The 19,337-nt window shown below is 72.4% G+C and carries 14 protein-coding genes and 2 pseudogenes; 13 read left to right on the top strand and 3 right to left on the bottom strand.

Annotated features, from left to right (window positions below; translation table 11 throughout):
* Positions 1–4: 4 nt before the first annotated feature.
* Complete coding sequence (locus EKH77_RS00680; protein WP_126912494.1) at positions 5–697, bottom strand: ArsR/SmtB family transcription factor; 693 nt, start codon at positions 695–697, stop codon at positions 5–7.
* Positions 698–891: 194 nt separating this feature from the next.
* Here EKH77_RS00680 and EKH77_RS00675 point away from each other — a divergent pair.
* From EKH77_RS00675 to EKH77_RS00645, 7 genes and pseudogenes are all read left to right on the top strand, one after another.
* A pseudogene (locus tag EKH77_RS00675) lies at positions 892–1,701 on the top strand (isocitrate lyase/PEP mutase family protein); the annotation flags it as partial.
* 119 nt (positions 1,702–1,820) lie between these two features.
* The gene (locus tag EKH77_RS00670; RefSeq protein ID WP_126912493.1) at positions 1,821–4,931 is read left to right on the top strand and encodes a patatin-like protein; all 3,111 of its coding nucleotides are present in this window, start codon (positions 1,821–1,823) and stop codon (positions 4,929–4,931) included.
* Between the two features lie 89 nt (positions 4,932–5,020).
* Positions 5,021–5,449 (top strand): CU044_2847 family protein, encoded by a 429-nt coding sequence (locus EKH77_RS00665; protein WP_126912492.1) that lies wholly within the window; start codon positions 5,021–5,023, stop codon positions 5,447–5,449.
* A gap of 40 nt (positions 5,450–5,489) precedes the next feature.
* On the top strand, positions 5,490–9,722 hold the full coding sequence (locus EKH77_RS00660) for a trypsin-like peptidase domain-containing protein (RefSeq protein ID WP_126912491.1): 4,233 nt from the start codon (positions 5,490–5,492) through the stop codon (positions 9,720–9,722).
* A complete protein-coding gene (locus tag EKH77_RS00655; RefSeq protein WP_126912490.1) occupies positions 9,707–10,255 on the top strand; it encodes an LppP/LprE family lipoprotein in 549 nt (182 codons plus the stop codon). The genes EKH77_RS00660 and EKH77_RS00655 overlap by 16 nt, the downstream gene beginning before the upstream one ends.
* Positions 10,256–10,288: 33 nt before the next feature.
* Positions 10,289–10,588 carry a hypothetical protein gene (locus EKH77_RS00650; protein WP_126912489.1) on the top strand — a complete coding sequence of 100 codons (300 nt, stop codon included), beginning with the start codon at positions 10,289–10,291 and terminating at the stop codon, positions 10,586–10,588.
* A gap of 180 nt (positions 10,589–10,768) precedes the next feature.
* On the top strand, positions 10,769–12,661 hold the full coding sequence (locus EKH77_RS00645; protein ID WP_126912488.1) for an ABC transporter ATP-binding protein: 1,893 nt from the start codon (positions 10,769–10,771) through the stop codon (positions 12,659–12,661).
* 59 nt (positions 12,662–12,720) lie between these two features.
* Here EKH77_RS00645 and EKH77_RS00640 read toward each other — a convergent pair whose 3' ends face one another.
* Positions 12,721–13,299, bottom strand: coding sequence for a 50S ribosomal protein L25/general stress protein Ctc (locus EKH77_RS00640; RefSeq protein ID WP_126912487.1), 579 nt, complete (start codon positions 13,297–13,299; stop codon positions 12,721–12,723).
* Between the two features lie 302 nt (positions 13,300–13,601).
* Between EKH77_RS00640 and EKH77_RS00635 the strand changes: the two genes are divergently transcribed.
* Positions 13,602–14,609, top strand: coding sequence for a cytochrome c oxidase assembly protein (locus EKH77_RS00635; protein ID WP_126912486.1), 1,008 nt, complete (start codon positions 13,602–13,604; stop codon positions 14,607–14,609).
* Positions 14,610–14,625: 16 nt separating this feature from the next.
* Here EKH77_RS00635 and EKH77_RS00630 read toward each other — a convergent pair whose 3' ends face one another.
* Positions 14,626–15,741, bottom strand: coding sequence for a DUF5954 family protein (locus EKH77_RS00630; RefSeq protein WP_126912485.1), 1,116 nt, complete (start codon positions 15,739–15,741; stop codon positions 14,626–14,628).
* A 175-nt stretch (positions 15,742–15,916) separates the two neighbouring features.
* On the opposite strand from EKH77_RS00630, the gene EKH77_RS00625 reads away from it, so the two are divergent.
* From EKH77_RS00625 to EKH77_RS34510, 5 genes and pseudogenes are all read left to right on the top strand, one after another.
* Positions 15,917–16,417, top strand: a complete 501-nt coding sequence (locus EKH77_RS00625; RefSeq protein WP_126917796.1) for a peptidylprolyl isomerase — start codon at positions 15,917–15,919, stop codon at positions 16,415–16,417.
* Between the two features lie 151 nt (positions 16,418–16,568).
* Positions 16,569–17,144 carry an HAD family acid phosphatase gene (locus EKH77_RS00620; protein ID WP_240667149.1) on the top strand — a complete coding sequence of 192 codons (576 nt, stop codon included), beginning with the start codon at positions 16,569–16,571 and terminating at the stop codon, positions 17,142–17,144.
* A 259-nt stretch (positions 17,145–17,403) separates the two neighbouring features.
* Positions 17,404–17,853: a hypothetical protein gene (locus EKH77_RS32820; protein ID WP_164737684.1), complete on the top strand. Its 450-nt coding sequence runs from the start codon at positions 17,404–17,406 to the stop codon at positions 17,851–17,853.
* A gap of 185 nt (positions 17,854–18,038) precedes the next feature.
* The gene (locus tag EKH77_RS00615; protein WP_240667679.1) at positions 18,039–18,863 is read left to right on the top strand and encodes a phage tail sheath family protein; all 825 of its coding nucleotides are present in this window, start codon (positions 18,039–18,041) and stop codon (positions 18,861–18,863) included.
* A gap of 20 nt (positions 18,864–18,883) precedes the next feature.
* Positions 18,884–19,323: pseudogene (locus tag EKH77_RS34510) on the top strand (phage tail protein).
* Positions 19,324–19,337: the final 14 nt, after the last annotated feature.

Below are 19,337 nucleotides of genomic sequence, written 5' to 3'. Positions count from 1 at the left end.
GGCCCTAGACCGTCGTCCCCAGCAACTCCTGGAACACCTCCGTCCCTTCCGGCGTCACCTTCACGGCGCGCCCCGAGCCGACCCGCCGCACCCACCGGCGTTCCAGCGCGGCGGCACACAGGGCCGCGCCCAGCGCCCCGCCGAGATGGTGGCGCCGCTCCGTCCAGTCCAGGCAACCGCGCACCAAGGGCCGCCGGGCACCCGAGGGCTGCTCGAAGCCCAGGGCGTCCGCGAGCCACACCCGCCCCTCCGGGGTGACGGACAACCCTGAATCGACCGCGACCAGACCCCGGGCGACCATCGCGTCCGCCAGGGCGACGCCGAGCCGCCCCGCCAGATGGTCGTAACAGGTGCGGGCCCGGGCCTCGGCGCCCATCCGCACCGACTCCCGCAGATTGCGAGGGCCGGCGCCGGCCGGAGCGGCCCCGGTGGCCGGGGCGTACGAGCTGAGGGCCTCGATCAGACCGGCCACCTCCGGGCCGGCCAGCCGGACGTAGCGATGCCGGCCCTGGCGGTCCTCGGTCAGCACACCGCCCTCGACGAGGCGGGAGATCTGCTCGCTGGCGGTGGAGGGGCGCACCCCCGCGTACGTGGCGAGTTCACCCGCCGTCCAGGCACGTCCGTCGAGAAGGGCCTGGCAGAAGGCGGCCCGGGTGCGGTCGGCGAACAGAGCGGCGGTCTCGGCGAGCGGGATCATGACGTCAGGATGCCGCAGGAACGGTTCGGGGAACGCCGAACCGTTCCGGCCCTAGCGTCGAGACCATGACGGACACGACGAGGAATACGCCGCGGACGACGGCACGCGCGACGGCACGCACGACGCATGAATTCGACCGCTACGCCGACATCCGGGCGGCCCTCGCCGACCCCTCCGGCAGCGACGACGTGCCCCTCGCGAACGGCCCGCGCCGCCGCCCGCTGACCGCCTTCGCGCGCCTGCACCACCAGCCGGTCCCGCTGCTCCTGCCCAACGCCTGGGACCACGCCTCGGCGGCCGCCCTGGCGGCGGAGGGCTTCCCGGCGATCGGCACCACGAGCCTCGGCGTGGCCGCGGCCGCCGGCCTGCCGGACGGGGCTGCCGCGACCGCCGAAGCGACCCTGGCGCTGGCCCGCCGGCTCGGACAGGACTCCTTCCTGTTCTCCGTGGACGCCGAAGGGGGCTTCAGCGACGACCCGGAGGACGTCGCCGAGCTCGCCCGCGGCCTCCACGCGGCGGGCGCCGCCGGAATCAACCTGGAGGACGGCCGCCCGGACGGCACCCTCGCCCCCGTCGAACTGCACGCCGCGAAGATCGCCGCCGTCAAGGCCGCCGCACCCGCGCTGTTCGTGAACGCCCGCACCGACACCCACTGGCTCGGACACCAGGAGGACGAGACCGCGGCACGCCTCGCGGTCTACGAACAGGCCGGAGCGGACGGGGTGTTCGTCCCGGGGCTCTCGGACCCGGACGGCATCGCCGCCCTGACGGCGACCCTGACCGTCCCGCTGAACATCCTCTATGCGCCCACCGGCCCCACGCTCGCCGACCTGGCCGCCCTGGGCGTGCGCCGGGTGAGCCTGGGCTCGCTGCTCTACCGCAGGGCCCTGACCACGGCCGTGGCCACGGCGACCGCGATCCGCGACGGCCGGCCGACGGACCTCACGTCCCTGTCCTACGCGGAAGCCCAGGCGCTGGCGGCGACCGCTCCCGGAACCGTTTGACGACCAGCCGTGCGGGTGCGGTCGGCGTCGCGACACGGCCGACGTACGGGCGATCGGCGAGGCGCCGTGTTCAGCTGGAGGCGGCGGCGGCCGGTCGAGCGGCAGGGAGCTGAAGAGAAGTGGTGGAGACCGACGACATCGACCGGCAGGACATCCGGCTGGCCGTGGTCATGAACGGCGGGGTGAGCCTGGCCGTCTGGATCGGCGGGGTCGCCGTCGAACTGCACCACCTCGCGATGGCCCGCCGCTGGGACGAGCCGGTCTACCGGCCGCTGCTCGACGTGCTGCGCGCCGACGCGCGCGTGGACGTCATCGCCGGGACCTCCGCCGGCGGGCTCAACGGCGCCTTCCTCGCACTCGGCCTCGCCCGCGAGAAGGACATCACGCCCCTGTGCGGCCTGTGGCGGGACAAGGGCGCGCTGGGCAAACTGCTGCAGAGCCCGCTCCAACGGCAACCCGTCTCCCTCCTGCGAGGGGACTACTTCCTCGACGAGCTCCGCAACGCCCTCCGCGACGTCGCGACCTCCCCGGCCCGGCCCGGTACCGACGACGGGCAGGCCGGCCGACGGCCCGTCGAGCTCATCCTCACCGGCACGCTGTGGCGCGGGCGGCACAGCTCCTTCTGCGACGACACGGGCGTGCGCATCACCGAAGTCGACCACGACGCCCGCTTCCGGTTCGCCTCGCGGCCTGGAGCCACGGACCACGCCGCCGACCTCCAGGACGACGGGGTGATCGACCGGCTCGCCGTCGCGGCACGCTGCACCTCCTCCTTCCCCGCCGCGTTCGCGCCGCAGTGGGTGGACGTCGACGCGGGCCCGGCCGACGGCCCCTGGCCCTCGACGGCCGGGCACGCGAACTTCCGTCTCTCGCAGTTCGTCGTCGACGGCGGGATCCTGCTCAACAAACCCGTCCGCCCCGCCCTTGAGGCCGTCTACCGGCAGACCGCGCAGTCACAGGTCCGCCGGCTCCTCGCCTACGTCGTGCCCGACCCGTCGGAAGCACCACCGCCGACTCCCGCCCCGGCACCCACCGGGGCGCCGCCGGCCCCCCGCGCGCCCGACGTCCTCCTCGGCGTGCTGACCCGGCTGCGCTCCACCGACTCGGTCTCCCGCGAGCTCACCGAGATCCAGGCCCGCAACGAGGACACCCGGCACCGGCGCCGGGCCCGCGCCCGGTTCGCGTACGCCCTGACCGGGGCGGCGCGACAGCTCTCGGAAGCGGCATGGCAGGGCTACCTCGAGACCCGGATCGAGCACGCCGCCGACACCCTAGGCGCCTGGCTGACCGCCGGGCAGCCCGCCGAGACGGACGGCCGGTGGAGCGAACGGGAGATCGCCGACCGCCTCCGCGCGGTCCTGCGGGACCGGCGCGCGCGACCGGAGTCGTTCATCCCGCGAGGGGACTCCGTCGACGAGGCCATCGGCCGTACCGGCGCCGACTGGGACTGGGGGCAGACCGCCGTCCAGGGACTGCGCGACATCGCCGCCGACGTCCTCAAACGAGCCATCTGGCTGGCGCCCATGGGCTCGCCGGAACGCCACGCCGTCATCGAGGCACGCCGCCGGGCGAACACCGTGTTCGAGGAGATCGAGGCGGACTGGCACGAGCTGGCGGACCACTGGACCCGCGCCGGCGCCGGCCTGCCACCCGCGACGTACGACGAGCTCGGCAAGGCGACGCCGGCCGGCACCCGGCGCCTCGAGGACTGGCTGCGCCAGGCCCTCACCGACTGGGACGGACCGCCGGACCCCGGCGCGGAGGGCTACGCGGCACGGCACGCGCGGCGGTACGCCCAGGTGACCGCCCTGGCAGACGCCCTCGTGAGCTGCGAGGACGCACTGTCCCACGTCTCCGGACCCGGAGACGGGGAGACCGTCGTCGACCCCGACGGAACCGAACGCACCCACCTCAAGGCGCTCACCGACTACCTGCTCCACTCCACCCGGGACGTCCTGGACACCCGGGACGTCCTCGACCGCATGCTCCGCCTCGAAGTCGTCCAAGAGGCGTACGGCGACACCCAACGCGGACTGGAGCAGGAAGTCGAACTGATCCAGGTCTCCTCCCGTGACCCCGGCCTGCTCACGGGCAGACAACTGCACCACTTCGGCGCCTTCTACCGCGCTTCCTGGCGCGTCAACGACTGGATCCACGGGCGCATGGACGGCGCCGCCCACCTGACGCGCACGCTGATGTCCGTCGAGCGGCTGCGGCAGGTCTGGGCGACGGACACCGACGCCGACGGCGCGGCCCACCGGCTCGTCGACGCGCTGCGCACCTGCGCCGTCGACGCGCGCGACCCGGCCGACCGGGCGTGGCTGGAGCGGATCTGGCAGGAGGAGTACGCCTCCGCGTGCCGGGGCCTGGTGACGGAACAGCTCGTTCCCATCCGTCCCGCACCCACACCCACGGGCCGCGGCCCCGAGGACGATCCCCGGCTCGGCCTCTGCGTGGAGGCGGTCACCCACGCCCTCCAGACGGGCATCCTCCGGCAGGAACTCCACCTGCTGGCGGACGCGGTCCGCACGGAAGGCGACGGGCGTCCCGAGGACAGCACGCGATGGCTCACCCAGTACGACGCGGAGGCGTCCGGCACGGCCGGCCGGCCGATGCGGGCGGAGACGCTGTGGCGACTGTGGAAGAGCGCCGGGGCCATCGGCGGCCAGCGGGTCGCGCAGGAGGCGGGCGGCGACCTCTTCGCCGAGACCGCCGCGCAGAGCGCCGCCGTCGCGGCGAGCGCCGTTGGCGCGCCCCGGGTCAAGGCGGTCGGCGCGGTGCTCAGCGCCCTCCGCGGTTACTCCCTCGCGGTGTGGGCCATGGTCCATTTCCTCGCCCGTCCGGGCAGGTTCGGCCACCGCGTGGTGGACCTCGCGGTGGTCACCGGAGGCGTCCTGCTGGCGGTGTCCCTGTTCGTCCCGGGCCTTCCCGTGGCCTTCACCCTCGCCGGGGTGTTCCTCCTGCTGGCGGGCTGGTCGGCGGCCGCGCTGCTGACCCGGGACGCACGGCGGCTGGGTCTGAGACTGGCCGCCGTCGCACTCGTCCTCCTTTGCGCCGCCGCTTTCTACATCTACGCGAACCGGCACGACGCCCACCTGCGCGAGACGCTGTGGAGCCTGGCGGTCAAACTGGGCGTCGGCCTCCTCGTCGTCCTCCTCGGAATCTTCCTCGCCCGCCCGCGCGCGCCGCGCGACACCTCCCCTTACCACTCGCACCGCACTGACGAGTGAGGCTTCGGCGAACACCGACCCCCGGGCACCACCGGTCGCTAGAGTGCCCGCACGTTCCGATCGGCGGAGCGACGGAGGGGGAGCGGCCGGTGCCCAACTTACTGAGAGTGCCACTGGAGAGCGGCGGATCCGTGCTCGTCGAGATCGACGAGGACCCGCAGGCGGTCGTCAGGGTCGCCCGCGGCGGCGGGACCGTCGCGCACGCCGCGGAGACCCTGGAGCGGGGGCTGGACAGCGTGCGGGAGGCCGCGCACGCGGTCGTCGGCAGGCTCACCGACTTCCCCCGCCAGCCGAACAAGATCACCCTTGAACTGGGGCTGAAACTCTCGGGGGAGACCGGCGTCTTCCTCGCCAAGACCGCAGGCGAGGCGTCCCTGACGCTCACCCTGGAATGGGACGGACAGCGCCCCGACGCGCCGCCGGTCACCAGGGCGGTCACCGCCAACGGCACAGTCACCAACGGAACCGCCGCCAACGGCCCGGCCACCAACGGCACGTCGGCCGTGGTCGTCGGCTGACCACAGCCGGAAGAACAGCCGGAAGAAAAGAGAACCACCCATGCCCGGACCCGTGCCGAACCCCGGCATCGCCCGGCTGTGGTCGGACGGCGGCGCTCCCCTCGGGGCGGGCTTCCTTGCCGCCCCGCGCACCGTGCTGACCTGCGGACACGTCATATCCGCGATAGCGGGGGAGCCCGAGTCCGCCCCCCTGCCCCCGGGGCTCACCGTCGAGCTGGACTTCCCGCTCGCCGGCCGGACGCCCCGCCGGCGGACCGCGTCCCTGCTGCGGCACGTCCCGGTCGCCGACGACGGCACCGGGGACATCGCCGTCCTGTCCCTCGCCGAGGACCCGCCCACCGGCGCGGAGCCCGTACGGCTGCTGGACGTGGACTCGGTGCGCGACCACCCGTTCACGGCGTTCGGCTTCCCCGCCGGCGACGACGAGGGAGTGTGGTCGCTCGGCACGATCGTCGACGACCGCGGCCGGGGCTGGGTGCAGATCGAGAGCACCGGCGCCTGCGAGATCCTCCAGGGATTCAGCGGCACACCCCTGTGGGACGACCGGCTCAAGGGCGTCGTCGGCATGGTCGTCGCCACCGACCGGCGGTTCGTGGGCCGGGCGGCCTACGCCATCACCCTCGACGCTCTCCTGGAGGTCCACCCGGAGCTCGCCCGCCACGCCTCGCCGCCCTCCCCCTTCCGGGGGCTCATGCCCTTCCGGGAACAGGACGCCGCGCACTACTTCGGGCGTTCCGCCCAGATCGAGGAGCTGACCGAGGCGGTCACCACGTCCGGGGTCGTCCCGGTGATCGGGGCGTCCGGGGTCGGCAAGTCCTCCCTCGTCCAGGCGGGGCTCCTGCCCGCGCTGCGCCGGCGCGGCGACTACAGCGCGGTGACGCTCGTCCCCGACCCGGCCGTGCGCGCCGAGCACATGCTGGCCTCGGCGCTGCTCCCGCTGATCGACGCCCTCCCCGGCGAGGAGAACGCCCCGGGCGATGTGGGGGAGCGCCTGGACCGGCTGGCGCGGCGGTTACGGGACGGGGCGGCCGCTCCCGTGGTCACGGAAGCGGTCGGCCGCGCCGGAACCTCGCAGCTCCTCCTCTTCGTCGACCAGTTCGAGGTGCTCTTCCGCTGCCCTCCGGACGAGGCGGACGCGCTGGTCGAGCACGCCCTGCGGATGACCGAGTGGCGCACCGCGGACGGCGGTCCGCTCGTCCGCCTGGTGTTCACCCTGAGGCTGGACTTCCTCAAGGCCATGCGCCGGTTCCCGGCGCTCGAGCGCGCCTGCGACACGTCGGCCTTCCTCGTCAACAAGCTGGCCGGCGAGCAGTTGCGCGAGGTGGTGCTGGCGCCCGTCGACGCCTTCCACGGCGCCGTGCGGTTCGAGGACCGGCTGGCGGAGCGCCTGCTGGCGGACACCGGAAGCGGACCCGGGGCCCTGCCCCTCCTGGAGTTCGCCCTCACCCTCCTGTGGGAGCGCCAGGTCAAGGGGGTGCTGACGCACGCGGCCTACGAGGAGACCGGCCGGGTCGCCGGGGCCCTCGCGACCCACGCCGAACGGGCCGTCAAGGAGCGGCTGGGCGACATGCGGGACGAGGTGCGGCGGCTGTTCGTCCAGCTCGTCCGCCCGGGCGACGGCGCCGCCGACAACCCCGTCGACACCGGACGCACCGCGCGCCGCCCCGAACTCCACCCGGCGTGCTGGGAGGCCGCCCAGTTCCTGGCCACCCAGCGGCTCGTCCACCTCGACCACGCCTCCGACGGCGTGGAGACGGTCGCCCTCGCCCACGAGGCGGTGCTGGAGCACTGGCCCACCCTGCGGTCCTGGGTCGACGCCGACCGGGACTTCCGCACCTGGCAGGAGCACCTCCGGGCGCGGCTGAGCCGCTGGGAGCTCAGCGAACACGACCGGGCGCTGCTGATGCGCGGCTCGGAGCTGAGCGCGGCGGAGAAGCGGCTGCGCGAGCGGCAGGACGACATCCCCGAGGCCGAGCGCGCCTACATCCGGGCGAGCGCGGAATGGCGGCGGCGACGCCGGTTCCGCGCGGCCCTCGCGGCGGCGGCCGTCGTCACGGCGATGACGGGCGTCGCCGGCGCCGGTCTCGTCTCCGTGCGGGACAGCCGGGCGGCGGAGCTCTCGGGCGGGCTCGTGCAGGAGGCGCAACGCCAGGCCGGCTCCCGGCTGGAGACCTCGGCCCTGCTGTCCGTCGCGGCCTGGCGCACGGCCTCCACCCAGCAGGCCCGCGACAACCTCTTCGACCGCTACCTGGCCGACGCCCGCTACGACGCGGTGCTGCCCACGAGCGGAACGGTCGCCGAGACGGCGCTCGACGACTCGGGGCAGGTGATCGCCGTCCGCACCGGCGCCGGCCGGCTCACGGTCTGGCGCGTGGCGGCGTCGGGCGGCATCTCACGGCTGGCGGACATGGACGGCGTCTCGGCCGTGGCGGTGAGCCCCGACGGCACCCGGCTCGCGCTCGGGGGCGACGGCAACCGCGTCGTGGTGTGGGACGTCCCCGGCCGCAAGGCGCTGCTGACCCTGCGCGGCGCGGCGAGCACCGCCGACACGGGCCAACGGCCCGATCAGCTGCGTTTCGACCGCACGGGGCACCGGCTCGTGTCGCACCCTCCGCTGGACGACACGGCCCAGGTGTGGGATCTCGACCGGCCCACGGCCCCTGCGGTGACGCTGCGGGCACCCACCGGAACCGAGGGGGAGGCCAGGGAGTTCGCCTTCGACGCGAGCGGTGAGCACATCGTGGCCTCCCACATCGGGGACGACTATCACGTGTGGGACGCGCGCGACGGCCGTGTCGTGCCGAAGAAGGGTCCGGAGGAGGGCCCGGGGCACCCCGTGGTGTCCTTCCTCAGCGGCCCCCACCCGGTCGTCTCCCAGTGCGTGGACGGCCGATGGCACCTGACGGACCCGGTCGACGGCACGACCGACGAGCACCTCGCCCGCACCATCCCGTGCGACACCACCACCGAACTGGCCGGTGTGTCCGACCAGGTGGTGCTGGCACGGCGGAACGGCACGGTCGTCGTCTTCGACGCGCACACCGGCCGCCAACTGTCGCAGTTCGACGAGGACGAGGCCTCGGGCGGCCGCTACACCCGGTACGCCCTGTCCAACGGCAGCCGGAGGATCGTCCGCGCCCGGGGCGCGGAGACCCTGGCCATGACCGCACCGGCGCCGGGCTCTCTCGGCACGGTCGACTGGACCAGCGGCTCGCCCCCCGAGGGCAGACAGGGCGACGCGGAAGCGGCCCAGTTCTCCCCGTCGGGCCGTTATCTGGTCACGGTGGGCGTGGACGGCGGCACGATCACGTTGTGGGATCCGGCGACAGGGCGCCGTACCGCCACCGACGGCACGTCGAAGGGCGGGGTTCCGGGGCGCGTGGCCTTCGACCCCGCCGAGAAGGTCCTGGCCGTGAGCGACGTGGAGGATCCGACGGTCACGCTCTACAGCGTGCCCGGACTTCACGTGCTGCGTCAGCTGCGCGTCGACCTGCCCGCCGATACCCCGCCGCGCGCGGGCGAGGTCAAGGGCATGGGATTCGACGCGCGGGGCCACCTGGCGGCGCTGGCGGGCGGTTCGGTCTCCCGGTGGGACACCGCGACCGGCGAGGAGGTCGGGCGACCACTGCTCTTCACGGGGAACGCCCCCGTCGACCGGCGCGACTACTCGACGACCATGGCCGTGCACCCACGCTCCGGGCAGGCAGCTGTGACCACCCCCGACCGCCGGGGCGTCGAGATCTGGGACCTGGAGAACCGACGCCGCGTCAAAGTGATCGTCCCCGACTTCACGGCACCACTGCTCGACTGGTACCGGGCCGTGCGGTTCAGCGCCGACGGCACACGCCTCATGCTGGTCAGCCAGGACGGGGAGACGGAGGTCCGTGACACGGAGACCGGACGGAAGCTGATCGGCATCCCCGCCGCCCCCTCCCGCACCACGGTCTTCCTGGCTCATTCCCCCCAGGTGGTCAGCATGCGGAAAGGGGCCTTCGAACTGTGGGGCCCCGACGGGCTGATCGCCCGGACCCGTACCCCCGCGGCCGCCCAGGTGCGGGCGGTCGTCCCCTCACCCGACGGCGAGCGGATGCTCCTGACCACCGGCAAGGACCTCGACGTGAGATTTCGCCTCGAACAGGCGTCCCCGGACGCCTGGGCCACGGGCCTGTGCTCGCGCGTCACGCGCGACATCACGACCGGCGACATGGGAACGGTGCGCTACGGACTCCTGGAGCGCAACCTGCTGGGGGTGAGGGCATGCGATCGCGGGTAGGCGCCGTGGCGGCCCTGTGCCTCCTCCTGGTGGCCACGTCCACCTCGTGCTCGTCGTCGAAGAACCCGGACGGCCCGCCGGGCCCGACCCGGTCGGTCACCCTGTGGGACCCCTCGGCCGGGCGCCCCTCGCCGTCGGCGGCCGCCGACGGACCGTTCGACGCGGCCGCCGCCGCCCAACGCATCAAGCGCCTGGGCTACACGCCCGACGACGAGCCCGGCGTCCTGAAGGCCCTCCGCGGCCCCTTCCGTGCCGTTCACGGCCACTGCACGGGAAGCGTCGACGGCCGCTGCGTCAGCGTCTTCTTCTTCCAGGGCAACGCCTACGTGGGCTACGACTCTCCCGGAGTCAACGAGTCCACGATCGTGAAACAGGACGGGAGGACGGTCACCATCTCCTACCCCGTCTTCACGACCACGGATCCCATGTGCTGCCCGTCGGGCGGCACCCGCGAGGTCCGGGCCGCCTTGAAGGACGGGAAGGTGACCTTCACACCCCCGCTGCCGGGCAACCCCAACGGTCCCAACACGTAACGGCAGTCGGGGCGGGCGCCTTACGATCGACGCATGTCCAAACATGACGCGAACTCACGATGGTCCCTGTGGTCACGGGACTCGATCCTGTCGATCGGTTCGGTGGGCTCGGTGCTCTCGATCGGCTCGGCGGGATCGATCCTGTCCGTCGGCTCGGTCGGCAGCGCCCTGTCGGTCGCCTCGGTCGGCTCCTGGCTGAGCACCGGCTCCCTGCTGTCCTCCCGGTCGCGGTGGTCCGTGATGTCCTCGCGGTCCCACCGGGGCCTCATGGCCGCCGGGGCGGTGACGGCGGTGGCCTGCGCGGCACTTGCCGCCGGCCGGCGGGGGAGGTGAGGAAGCAGCCGATCGTCACAAGGCGCCCGTCGCGCACACCACGCGCTCTTCCGGCCACCCGGGCGCCCCTGACTTCCCCCATTCATGGGCGGCGAGAGCCGAACCCCTTCCCCGGCACGCCGGTTGAGCACTGGGTGCCTTGAACCCGGTGCCCTTTACCGACCAAGGGAGGGAAACCCCATGGAGAGTCCGGGAGACCATAAACAGGCTCAGTCCCACAGGCTACCGTTCCCCGAGCCGGTGGAGCCCCGCCGGAAGGCGCAGTGGGCGACATCGGCGTTCGACCACGCCGGCGTATGGCGCCTGTCGGCGTCCATCCCGGCGGTCCTCGCGCAGGTGTTCCGCATGGCCTGGCGCATCGACCGCCGCGACGTGATCGTCATGGTGGGCGCCCAGCTCACCTACGGCATCTGCTCCGCCGTGGCCCTGACGGCCACGTCACGGGCGATGACGCACATCCTCGGCACCGGCACCGTCGCCGGCCGCGTCCACGCCGCGCTGCCCGCGCTGCTGGCCATCGCGGTCGCCGCCGGCATCGGCCGCGTCGCCCACGGGCTGGCGTCCTGGTCCGTGGGCCGCCTCAGACCACGGCTGATGACCGCCGCGGACATCGCCGTCGTCGACGCGATGGTGTCCGTGGAGCTCGCCGCGTTCAACGAGCCGGGATTCGCCGAGGAGCACGAGGCAGCCGAGGCGGGGTCGCTCCGCTGCGACCGCCTGATCTACGACGTGCAGTCCTTCATGTCGGCGCTGATCAAGCTCGTGGCCGCCTTCGGCGTGCTCACGGTCCTCCACCCGCTGATGCTGCCGGTCCTCGTGCTCGCCGTGGCCCCGTCGGGCACAGGGGCGATGGCCGAGGCGAGGATCGAGCACCGGACGCACCACGCCAACAGCAGCGGCCGCAACGTCAAGGGCATGATGCGCTGGTACCTGACCACCACTCAGCTCGCGGACGAGGTGCGCGGCAACAGCATGGCCCCGTACCTGATGTTCTGGTACCGCACGATCACCGGCCGGATGGACGCCCGGTCGCTGACCGGAGCCGCCCGCGCGCTGCGGATCAACCTGCTCTCGGCGTGCGCCGGCGGGGTGTGCCTGACCCTGGCGTGGGCCACGCTGGCCTGGCTGACGATCACCGGGCGGATGTCGCTCGCGATCGCCGCGACGGCCGTCCTCGCCGTGCGCGCGGCACTGGGCAACCTCACCAACGCCGTGCACTACGCCGCGTCCCTCTTCCACTCCAGCCTCTTCCTCGGCGACTGGAAGCGGTTCATCACCTCCAGCCGCGAGCACTACCCGTCCCACGGGACGGTCGTGGTGCCCGACCGGCCGGAGACCATCCGGGTCGAGGACGTGTCGTTCACCTACCCCAACAAGACCCGGCCCGCGGTCGACGGGGTGTCGCTCACCCTGCGCCGGGGGCAGGTGGTGGCCGTCCTGGGGGAGAACGGCTCGGGCAAGTCGACGCTGACCCGGTTGCTGTGCGGCCTGTACACCGCCGACAAGGGCCGGGTGCTCTGGGACGGGGCGGACCTGGCGGAGATGGACCTGCGCCGGGTCTGGGAGCACACGGGGGTGGTCACCCAGCAGTTCGGGTACTGGCCGCTGTCCGCGCGGGAGAACATCACCCTCGGCCAGCCGGTCACGTCCGGCGACGACCGGGTGTGGAAGGTCGTCGACGCCGTCGGCATGCGCGAAGCGGCCGAGGAGCTGCCCGACGGCCTCGACACCCTGCTGGCCCGCGAGCTGTGGGGCGGCGTCTCGCTCTCGGGCGGCCAGTGGCAGCGGGTCGCCTGCGGCCGGGTGCTCTACCGTGAGCCCGACGTCGTCGTACTGGACGAGCCGACCTCGCAGATGGACGCCCAGGGCGAGCACGACATGTTCCGGCTCGTCCGGACCATCGCCCCGGACCGGATCACGGTCGTGGTGACGCACCGCCCGGCCAACGCCCGGGTCGCGGACCTGATCGTCGTCATGGACCAGGGCCACATCGTCGAGCAGGGCACCTTCGCCGAGCTGGTGACGGCCGGCGGCAGGTTCCAGCGGTGGTACGAGCTCGGTCAGCAGGCCTGACCACGGCCGTCGTCCCGTTCCGCGAAGGGAACGGGACGACGGCCGGACGCCGGACCGGCCTACAGCTCCGCGGCCTCGTCGTCCTCGCCGGGCTCCTCCACCTGGGTGGTCACGACCTGGAGCACCGACGCGTCCCCGTCGATCGCCAGCGACACCCCCGCCGGCAGCGGGATGTCACGGGCGTGCACGGTGTGCCCCGCGTCCAGGTCCGCCACGGACACCGTGACCGACTCGGGTATGTGGGTGGCCTCGGCCTCCACCGGCAGGGCGTTCAGCAGGTGCTCCAGCAGATTGCCGCCCGGGGCCAGGGCGCCCTCGGTGTGGATCGGCAGCTCGACGGTGACCCGCTCGCCCCTGCGCACGGCCAGCAGGTCGATGTGGACGAGGAATCCCTTGAGGGGATCGCGGTCCACGGCCTTGGGTATGACGAGTTCGCGTTTCCCGTCGATTTCCAGGTCTATCAGGACGTTCGGGGTCTTCAGGGCCATCATCAGCGCGTGACCGTCGACCGTCACGTGCTGGGGTTCGGCGCCGTGACCGTAGACGACACCCGGCACCTTGTTCTCGCGACGGATCCGGCGGGCGGCGCCCTTGCCGAAAGCGGTCCGCGACTCCGCGGCCAGCTTCACCTCAGCCATTTCTGCACTCCTCGTTCGACTCGTGGACTGCTGGGCATTGGTCACCCGGCCCGGGACGGAGCTCCACGAACCGCTGCGAAGAGCGCGCGCCGATCACGGAGCCGCCGCACCCGGAACACCCGGTACGGCCTCCCTCGCCGAGCAACCCGACGAGCGTAGACCGGAGGTCCCCGCGCACGCATCAATCCCGGTGAAATGTATGGGTGGTAAAGCACTCCTCCGCGAATCGCAAAGGGGAGTAAACGCCCCGAACCCGCCCGAAGATCGGTCACGGGCGGGTCCTACGCTGACCCCTCGTGGCAATGGCAAGCAGTCTCCTCGCAACCGGTCCCACGGCCCTCGCGCTACCGGAACCGACCCCCGGCCGATGGGCCGGCACCTGGCAGGCCGACCCGTTCGGGATCGCCGCCGTCGTGCTGCTGGGCGGGCTCTACGGGTGGGGCGTGCTCCGGGCCCGGCGGCGCGGGCACCGCCGGCCGGCCGTCCGCACCGGCGCCTTCGCGGTGCTCGGCCTGGGCACGATCGCCGTGGCGACGATGTCCTCGCTCGCCGTCTACGGCCGGGTGCTGTTCTGGCCCGCCGCCGTGCAGAACATCCTCCTCGACCTCGTCGCCCCGCTCGGCCTCGCGCTCGGCGACCCGCTCGCGCTGGCGCGCCTGGCACTGCCCGAGCGGGCCGCCGACCGCCTGGGCCGGGTCCTGCGCGGGCGGGTGCTCCGCGTCCTGACGTTCCCCGTGATCAGCACGGTCCTCGTGCTCGCGTCGGAGCTGTCGGTCTACTTCACCCCGTACTTCGGGACGGCGCTGCGCGACGGGGCGGTGCACTCCCTGCTGTACCTCCAGCTGCTGCTGACCGGGTGCCTGTTCGTGCTGCCCATGCTCAGCCGCGAGGAGCTCCTGCCCGCCTGGTGCACCCACCCGCTGCGGGCCCTGTTCGTCTTCGTCGACGGCCTCGTGGACGCGATCCCCGGCATCCTCGTGATGACCGGCGGCACACGGATCGCGGCCGGCTGGTACGCGGCTCACCAGCCGGGCTGGGGACCCGGACCGGACCGCGACCAGGTGCTGGGCGGCGGGCTGATGCTCGGCATCGCCGAGCTCGTGGGGCTGCCGTTCCTCATCGCGGTCTTCGTCGAATGGGTGCGCGCCGACCGCGTCAGGACCGCCGAGCTCGACCGGCGCCTCGACGCGGAGGCGGCGACGACGGCGGATTCGGCGGCACCCGGTCACGTGCCCGTCCCCGAGGCCACCCGCCCCTGGTGGGAGACCGACCCGGGGATCGTGGGCGAGCGCTTCCGGCAGGGACGCTAGCGCCCCGAGCGGAGCGCTAGCGCTCGCGGGGGCGCCGGGCCTTGCGGCGGGCCTCCTCCTCGTGGAAGAGGTCGGCCAGCCGCTGGGTGGGCGCGTCGAGTTCGATGGGCGCGTCCTCGTTGTCGGTGTCGGCCCCCTGCGCCCGGAGCCGCTCGTCCTGCACCTTCACGGGCGGTGTGGAGTCCAGGTCGGACGGGCGCGGGCCCTCGGGGCCGTCCGGGCCGATGCGCACCAGGCGTTCCATGCGCACGACCCTGCACCGCAGGGAGAGGACCTCGAGCTCGTCGCACCGCGCCGCGTCCAGCCGGTCCGCCGCGGCGGTGTAGGGGGCGCGTTCCTCGGGAGTGAGGTCCCGCTGCCAGGGGATCATGACGCGAAGCTTCAAGGCCAGGGTGTCCCGCGCCCCCTGCGGGGTGGTGGACGCGCTCGCCGAGTCCGGCCGCCAGCGCCCGTCCGTGTACTCCGCCGTTCCGAAGACCGCGGGCAGCAGCACCCCTCCCGGGTGGGTCTCCGTGGCGCGCACCGAGTCGTCGCGGACGGCCTCGGGCACCGTGCCCTCCTTCCGGACGAGGGAGAGCAGCTCCATCTTGAGGATGCCCTCCGACATCCCCGTCGCGGTGAACGGATCGATGACGAACCCGTCCGCGGGGTCCGGGGCCCGGTGGGAATCGCCCGGCTCGGTGGGGTCGGCGTCGGTGGGCCGGGGCGGCTCGGGGCCCTGCGGCCCGCCGCGCAGGAAGCGCTCCGCCCGCACCACCCGGTAGCGGACGCCCCGCACGGCCACCTCGTCGACCGCCTCCCGGTCCATGCGCTCCGCCGCGCTCATGTACGCGTCGTGGCCGGCCGGGTCGCCGGCCTCCTGGGCCGTGCGCGCCGCGAGACGGAACACCGAGCCCATGGAGTCACGGGCCTCCTGCGGCTCCAGGGACGAGAGCGAGGAGACCAGCTCCCAGCCGCCCTCCATCCGTTCCTTCGCCACACCGAAGACGGGGTGACCGTCCAGGAGGATGTCCGGATACGTCTCCCGGGCCCGCCAGGCCTCGACGTCCGCGAGCGACGCGACGGGCTCTTCCGGAACCGCGATCCGGATCTTGCGGTACGCGGGGACGTTCTCCCCGTCCAGCTCTGCCATGCCCTCCAGGGTGCCGTGAGCATGAAGGGCCGCGCAGCCGAAACGGTCACTCCATGAACAGTGGACACGCGAGCGAACGCCCGGAGCGCTGCTGCGCGGCAGCCCACGTGTGACAGACTGTGATCGTTTCTGCTTGAAACGCGTAAACAAGCGCACTGAACATATGGAGCACATCATGGCCAAGGTCCGGCTGAAGACCAACCACGGTGACATCGTCCTGGAGCTCAACGAGGAGAAGGCGCCCAAGACCGTCGAGAACTTCCTCGCCTACGTGGACGCGGGCCACTACGACGGCACGATCTTCCACCGGGTCATCCCCGGCTTCATGGTCCAGGGTGGCGGCTTCAAGCCCGGCATGGACCAGAAGCCGACGGACGCGCCCATCGACAACGAGGCGGACAACGGCCTCAAGAACACGATGTACACCGTGGCCATGGCCCGTACGAACGACCCGCACTCGGCGACCGCGCAGTTCTTCATCAACGTCAACGACAACGACTTCCTGAACTTCACCTCGAAGTCCCCGAACGGCTGGGGTTACGCCGTATTCGGCCAGGTCGTCGAGGGCCAGGACGTCGTCGACAACATCAAGGCCGTCCGGACCGGTACCCGCGGTTTCCACCAGGACGTCCCGAAGGACGACGTGGTCATCGAGAGCGCCAAGCGCGAGGCCTGAGAACCGCGAGCCCGGCACCGGCTCTCACGAGGAACCGGAGACGCCGGCTCCTGATCTCTTCATGTCCGCGACACCTCGCGGTGGGCTGAGCGTCTTCCCACGGTGTTGATCTTTCCGACGGGCGTATCCGGCCATCGGAAGGAACAGGATCGTGTTCGTCAGGAAGTCTCGCGTCGCCGCTCTCGCGGCGCTCGCCGCCGTCGCACTGCCGGCCGGGGTGCTGAGCACCGCCACCACGGCGGAGGCCGCTTCGGGCCGGGGAGTGCCCGGCTACCAGACGTGGCAGAGCGATGTGGACAAGGCGGTCGCCCCCGCGATCCCGTGGCTGCGGGACCGCGTCGCCAAGGGCGGCGACAACCCGGCCATCGTGCTGGACATCGACAACACCGCGCTGGAGACGTACTACCACGAGGGCCAGGCCAACAAGCCGGTCCTCAAGGTGGCCCGCTGGGCGCACGAGCACAACGTGTCCGTGCTGTTCGTCACCGCCCGCAGCTCCTCGTCGTCCGCGCGGCAGCAACTGGAGGACGCCGGCTACCCGGTGGACGCCATATGCACGCGCGAGCACGGCGAGGAGAAGGGCGAGGGCAAGGCGCGCTGCCGGGAGGAGCTCACCCGGGACGGCTACACGATCACCGCCAACATCGGCAACCGGCCCACCGACTTCGAAGGCGGCTACTTCGAGAAGGGCTTCAAGCTGCCCGACTACGGCGGCCGCCTCTCCTGAAACCCGCAGCGTCCTTCGCCGCCGGACCCCGGCGGCGAAGGACGAACGCGGGTTGGCTTGTTCACATCTTGTGAGCAATCCGTGGCGCTACGCAATCTGACGTAGCTTCCCCTCTTCGCATGCGTGATCTGCGACGGTAATGGTTCGCTGCAGGCACGCATTCCCCGAAGAGAGGGGCAAACAGGGCATGGTTGCGCGTCCCTTGGCACCCGGAGTCTTCGTCACGGAGCGTTCGGGCGGAGTCCGGACGATCACCGGGGTGGGTACGTCCACCCCCGCGTTCCTCGGCTACACGGTGGGCGGCCCGGCGGCGTCCACACCACCGACGCTGGTGCGCAGTTGGTCCGAGTTCGTGGACACCTTCCACTTCCGCTCCCCGATGGGGCGGGAGGAAGTCGAGCGGGCGCTGGACGGTATGCCGGCGGCCATCGAGGAGGCGACCGCGACCCTCCGGTCCGAAGAAGCCACCCTCCGGGACCTGGCCACCACCGGAAACGAGCCGGTCGTCACCCCGGATGAATTCGACAAACTCGTCGCCGTGCGGACGGCCGACTGGGCGGGCGAGCCCGTCAGCGAAGAGGCGAGGCGAGAGGTCGAAGCCGTGGCCCAGAAGGTGTCGACCGCCCTCCCGAGGACTACGCCCAGTGGATCGCGGCAGGCGACCACCTGGCCTCCCTCCGTCGCCGCCAGGACGAACTCACCTTCCTGAAAACGGTATTCGAGCAAGCGGGGGCCATCTGCCTCCACGAAGCCGTCTACGGGTTCTTCGCCAACGGAGGAAGCTCCTGCTACATCCTCCGCCTCGACCCCACCAAGGACCTCGCGAGCGAAGTCGACGGCGACGCCGACGAACGCACCGGCCTGGCCGGACTGAAGAGCGTCCCCGACGTGAACATGGTCGCCGTACCCGACCTGTGGCACGGGGGCACGTCCCCCGAGACGGCCGCGACGATCCTCGGCAAGGTGATCGGCCACTGCGCCACCATGCGCAACCGGCTCACCCTCTGCGAGCCGCCCCCGGCCACCGCGCCCAACGCCGTACCGCAATTCCTCACCCGGCTGCCGGGCCCGGACACGGACGATGCCGCGTTCACGGCGTTGTACTACCCCTGGGTGGAGGTTCCGGGCGTGGACGGGGTACGGCGCACGGTGCCGCCGTCGGGTCACCTGGCGGGTGTGTGGGCGCGTACGGACACGGAACGCGGGGTGTTCAAGGCCCCCGCCAACCAGAACCTCCGCGGCGTGATCTCCCTGCCCACCCTGCTCACCGACCAACGCCATGGTGAACTCAACGACAAGGGCGTCAACTGCCTCCGTGTCTTCCCCGACCGGGGACTGCTCGTATGGGGTGCGCGGACCCGGTCGAGCAGCCGGGACTGGCGGTATCTCAACGTGCGCCGTCTCGTGTCGTTCCTGTCGGACTCGATCCGGCAGTCGTCCACATGGGCGGTGTTCGAGCCCAATGACGACCGGCTGTGGGCGACGCTGGGCCATTCGGTGGTGAGTTTTCTGACCGATCAGTGGCGTCAGGGCGCGTTGCTCGGGCGGACGCCGGACGAGGCGTTCTATGTGATCTGCGACCGGACGAACAACACCTCGGCCACGATCGACGCCGGGAAGGTGGTCTGCGACATCGGCGTCGCGCCGGTGCGCCCGGCCGAGTTCGTCCACTTCACCATCACCCAGATCGCCGGACAGCCCGGCGGCGGCACCACCTGAGCGCGGGGAGGCACACGCACATGCTGACCGGTGACACCTTCAGCAGCAACACCTTCGCCATCGAACTCGGCAAGTTCCAGGTGGAGACCGTCCAGGACGTCTCCGGACTGACCCTGGAACAGGACGTCGTCGAGACCCGCCAGGTGTCCGCCACCGGCGAGCTCATCGTGCGCAAACAGCCGGGCGCCCGGAAGACCGGCGAGGTCACCATCACTCGGGCATGGACAAGAGCACCGCGTTCACCGACTGGATCAAGACCACCCTGGTCAACGCCGACCTCGACAGCGCCCGGCAGAACATCACCATCGCCCTCAAGGACGCCCAGAAGCAGACGGTGCGCCGCATCCACCTCACCAACGCCTGGGCCTCCCGCTGGGAAGGACCCCAGCTCGGGGCGGCCAACTCCGGCACCGCCACGGAACAGGTCACCATCACCTACGAGGACATCACCGTCGACTAGCCGGGAGGAACAGC

Origin of the sequence: Streptomyces luteoverticillatus (assembly GCF_003970715.1) — a bacterium.
Classification (GTDB): Bacteria; Actinomycetota; Actinomycetes; order Streptomycetales; family Streptomycetaceae; genus Streptomyces; species Streptomyces abikoensis.
Note: the sequence above shows the minus strand (reverse complement) of the source record. Positions and strands in the feature narration are given on the sequence as shown.

Excerpts from the sequence above, each read along its gene's own strand:
- EKH77_RS00655 (WP_126912490.1), top strand. The coding sequence starts at position 9,707 with ATGCGATCGCGGGTAGGCGCCGTGGCGGCCCTGTGCCTCCTCCTGGTG.
- EKH77_RS00640 (WP_126912487.1), bottom strand. The coding sequence starts at position 13,299 with ATGGCTGAGGTGAAGCTGGCCGCGGAGTCGCGGACCGCTTTCGGCAAG.
- EKH77_RS00645 (WP_126912488.1), top strand. The coding sequence starts at position 10,769 with ATGGAGAGTCCGGGAGACCATAAACAGGCTCAGTCCCACAGGCTACCG.
- EKH77_RS00625 (WP_126917796.1), top strand. The coding sequence starts at position 15,917 with ATGGCCAAGGTCCGGCTGAAGACCAACCACGGTGACATCGTCCTGGAG.
- EKH77_RS00660 (WP_126912491.1), top strand. The coding sequence starts at position 5,490 with ATGCCCGGACCCGTGCCGAACCCCGGCATCGCCCGGCTGTGGTCGGAC.
- EKH77_RS00630 (WP_126912485.1), bottom strand. The coding sequence starts at position 15,741 with ATGGCAGAGCTGGACGGGGAGAACGTCCCCGCGTACCGCAAGATCCGG.
- EKH77_RS00680 (WP_126912494.1), bottom strand. The coding sequence starts at position 697 with ATGATCCCGCTCGCCGAGACCGCCGCTCTGTTCGCCGACCGCACCCGG.
- EKH77_RS00635 (WP_126912486.1), top strand. The coding sequence starts at position 13,602 with ATGGCAAGCAGTCTCCTCGCAACCGGTCCCACGGCCCTCGCGCTACCG.
- EKH77_RS00650 (WP_126912489.1), top strand. The coding sequence starts at position 10,289 with ATGTCCAAACATGACGCGAACTCACGATGGTCCCTGTGGTCACGGGAC.
- EKH77_RS00615 (WP_240667679.1), top strand. The coding sequence starts at position 18,039 with ATGGTCGCCGTACCCGACCTGTGGCACGGGGGCACGTCCCCCGAGACG.